The organism is Bartonella tribocorum, from assembly GCF_002777915.1.
Classification (GTDB): domain Bacteria; phylum Pseudomonadota; class Alphaproteobacteria; order Rhizobiales; family Rhizobiaceae; genus Bartonella; species Bartonella tribocorum_A.
Genome location: NZ_NJGE01000048.1, coordinates 1 through 3,457, shown reverse-complemented (window position 1 = coordinate 3,457; position 3,457 = coordinate 1). Strand labels below are relative to the sequence as shown.

4 protein-coding genes and 1 pseudogene are annotated in these 3,457 nt (G+C 43.8%); all 5 read left to right on the top strand.

The annotated features are described in order from the left end of the window. Positions 1-310, top strand: a 310-nt coding sequence (locus CER18_RS09510; protein WP_100129729.1) for a hypothetical protein, incomplete at its 5' end; no start/stop codon positions are given. Positions 311-359: 49 nt separating this feature from the next. Then, positions 360-719 (top strand): hypothetical protein, encoded by a 360-nt coding sequence (locus CER18_RS09505; protein WP_100129727.1) that lies wholly within the window; start codon positions 360-362, stop codon positions 717-719. After that, the gene (locus tag CER18_RS09500; protein WP_245410100.1) at positions 703-2,208 is read left to right on the top strand and encodes a filamentous hemagglutinin; all 1,506 of its coding nucleotides are present in this window, start codon (positions 703-705) and stop codon (positions 2,206-2,208) included. The genes CER18_RS09505 and CER18_RS09500 overlap by 17 nt, the downstream gene beginning before the upstream one ends. After that, positions 2,205-2,612: a hypothetical protein gene (locus CER18_RS09495; protein WP_100129726.1), complete on the top strand. Its 408-nt coding sequence runs from the start codon at positions 2,205-2,207 to the stop codon at positions 2,610-2,612. Before CER18_RS09500 ends, CER18_RS09495 begins: the two co-directional genes overlap by 4 nt. Further along, positions 2,606-3,457 (top strand): annotated as a pseudogene (locus tag CER18_RS09490) (hemagglutinin repeat-containing protein); the annotation flags it as partial. The gene CER18_RS09495 and the pseudogene CER18_RS09490, both read left to right, overlap by 7 nt.

Sequence of the window (3,457 nt, the reverse complement as noted above, 5' to 3'; positions counted from 1 at the left end):
GGCAGTGTGGAAGAAGCCAGGAGCGAACTTTACTGAGGTAGGAAAAGTCTTGCTAGAATGTGGCATGCCAAGCCTTATTGATCAGGATTCAGAAAACAAAACGCTAAGCGACAATGAAATAGCCACCATTGATGCTTGCATGCTTCAAGCTGGTTTCCGTAGAAAATCAGGGGGGCCATATTGGTGTTATAATTATAATAACCTCCCCATTTGTCGTCCTGGTGCTGTTATTCCGAAGCGAAGTGTTGAAAAGCGCTTAAACAGCCCTTTTTGTAAAAGAAGTCCAGTACAACCTGAATGCAAACCTTAAGTCTTGCTGTTCCTTTTTATTGTCAAGAAACCCATTAGAGGAGGGGAAAATGAAAAAAATCTTGAAATTATTGAGCTGTATAGTTGTCTTAAGTATAGCTGGGTGTGTTAATCCAATACCCTCACTTTCTCCAGCATTATGGAGAAACAAAATACTTTTGGAATGTGGCGTACCGGATCTTGATAAGGTTGTAGCGCTAGATTTGAATCAATTTGCCAGTATTGAAATTTGTATGGGGCAATCAGGTTTTCGCCCTAGCTTTACCATACAAGAATGGTGTGAGAACCATAAATCGGACAACCTTCCCATATGTCGTCCTGGAGCTGTCATGCCTCAGCGAAGTGTTGAGAAACGCTTAAATAGTCCTTATTGTAAAAGACATAAAAACGCACTTGAATGCCAACCCTAACAACACAAAATCATTCGCAAAGCGCTTTAATGAGAATGTTGGCTTTGGTGCAGGAAAAACGGGTGGAGGAGGCTCCATGAACGCCTCTTTCCAAAAGGATCAATCCTCTAGTGATTATCACAGCGTTGTGGAGCAATCCGGCATTAAAACCGGTGATGGCGGCTTTGATATTACAGTGGCGGGTGCAACAACCATGACCGGAGGAATTATTGATAGTACCGCACCGGCGAACAAAAATAAACTGACCACAGGAAGCATCAGCACCAGTGATATCACCAACAGTGCGCATGCGACAGCCAGCAGCCATGGTTTTAGCCTTTCTGGAAATGACACGATAAAAAACATTGCCAAGAATGTTTTAAATCACGGTAAAGCCAAGCATGGAGCAGAAGGTGAAACCAAGTCGGCTATCAGTGATGGAACCATCATCTTAACCGGTGAAAGCAACCAGAGGGCGATGGGGCAAGATGCTGGACAAATCATTGATGCACTCAACCGCAACACCGCAGCAGCCCACCAAGCGGTAGGACAGCTAAATGTAGCACCGCTTGAGGATATATTGCGTAATCGTTTAGGTATGAAAAATCAATGGGTAGATGAATGGTTTGATATATGGGACGGGGTTCGTAAAATCGCCTATGTCAAAAACCACCCAGTGGGTGAGGTTGCGCATGATGAAAATGGCAATACCCTCTATTTAACCGATGAAAATGGAAAACCTATAAAAGGCAGCGATGGAAAATATATTACTCTGTATAACTTTTTAAAACCAGAGGAAGAAAATCATTTACAAAAAGGCCCTGATGGCGCTGTTTATATGTTCTACAATGGCATTTTTAATTCCCCTGATGATGCAGCGCGTAATGCCGTCCAAATGGCTGTTTATAACAATGGTCATCTGTATTTTACATATTTCCCACAATCTAAAGATCCGCTGGTAGAGTTAGGGATAGCGTTTTATCAGAAGTTTCTGGAAGGAAATATTGGGGGGTTGAGTAATTCGACGAAGAAATTCCAAGATTTTGTCTCTCGTTATGGCAATGAGGGGGCTATTGTWAGTATGCATAGCCGTGGTACCTTGACAGGRGGTAATGGATTACGTGACCTTGAAGAGCGTGGTATCCATGGTATAGCCAAGAAAACAGACTTCTATCTTTTTGGATCGGCTGCTCACCTGCAATCGATAGCCAATACGGTAGATTATCTAAGCGATGGCGAAAAAAATTATATCTACGTACAAGGCCATATATTAGACCCCATTAGTACAGTGATTGGGTACAATTGGCCTACTGCTTATCAGGTACCCTTGAAGTTCCCCTATGTATTATTTCTACCAGTAATTCCAATGATAGAGCAAGGGGGAGCTCTCATTGGCCATAACCCTAGTACCCATAATTGCTATGGTGATGCGAGTCGTGAGTGTCAAACTAATTATGGTTCATTTGATTTTAACAAACTTTATTCAACGAGAACAAGGACTAAAAAATGAAAATATTGTTTAATTTATTAAGTCTGCTCATTTTGTTAACGGTTACTGGATGTGACATTGAAAATATTGACAAACCTCCTCGAGGAGAGACGGCTGTGTGGGAGAAGCCAGGAGCAGATTCTATTGAGATAGGAAAAGCATTGCTAGAATGTGGACTGCCGCATCTTAATTACCTTGAGGAAGAAGTTCAAAAGCTAAGCAACAATGAGAATGCAACGATTGATGCTTGCATGATCCAAGCAGGGTTCCATTATAAAGGGAGGGGTAGCTGGTGTTCTCCTTTTAACGGTAGAAACCTCCCCATTTGTCGTCCTGGTGCTGTCATCCCACAGAGAAGTGTTGAGAAGCGCTTAAACAGCCCTTTTTGTAAAAGGTACAAAAATGCGGATGAATGCCAACCCTAACAACACAACACCATTCGCAAAATACTGCGCTCAATGTTGGTTACAGCTCTGGGAGTGGCGGTTCTGGGTGGATGGGCAATGCTTCTTTTGGAAAAGGAAAGGGCTCCAGTGAACAACTGCAACACAAGAATAGCCATATTATAGGCACCGGCACTGTTCATACCAATAGTGGGGGAAATACTACATTTGCGGGGGCTGTGGTTTCTGCAAACCGTGTAGAGATGGGTGTTGGTGGTGATTTCAGCATTACTAGCCAGAGCGATACCGGAAAAACTTCCAGCAAGCAAAATTCTGTTTCTGTTGGCTTTGGTGCAGGAAAAACGGGTGGTGGAGGTTCAATGAGCGCCTCTTTCCAAAAGGACAAATCCTCTAGTGATTATCATAGCGTTGTGGAACAATCCGGCATTAAAACCGGTGATGGTGGCTTTGATATTACAGTGGCGGGTGCAACAACCATGACCGGAGGTATTATCGGCAGCACCGCACCGGCGAACAAAAATAAACTGACCACCGGAAGCATCAGCACCAGTGATATCACCAACAGTGCGCATGCTCTTGCCAGCAGCCATGGTTTTAGCCTTTCTGGAAATGACACGCTAAAAAACATTGCCAAGAATGTTTTAAATCACGGTAAAGCCAAGGATGGAGCAGAAGGTGAAACCAAATCGGCTATCAGTGATGGTATCATCATCTTAACCGGTGAAAGCAACCAGAGGGCGATGGGGCAAGATGCTGGACAAATCATTGATGCACTCAACCGCAACACCGCAGCAGCCCACCAAGCTGTCGCACCGATAGACGCCACATCACTTGAGGGAGCAGTGCATAATCGCCTAGATATGATC

Bases quoted from the DNA above. Each gene is read 5' to 3' on its own strand.
- CER18_RS09505 (WP_100129727.1), top strand. From the start codon at position 360: ATGAAAAAAATCTTGAAATTATTGAGCTGTATAGTTGTCTTAAGTATA.
- CER18_RS09495 (WP_100129726.1), top strand. From the start codon at position 2,205: ATGAAAATATTGTTTAATTTATTAAGTCTGCTCATTTTGTTAACGGTT.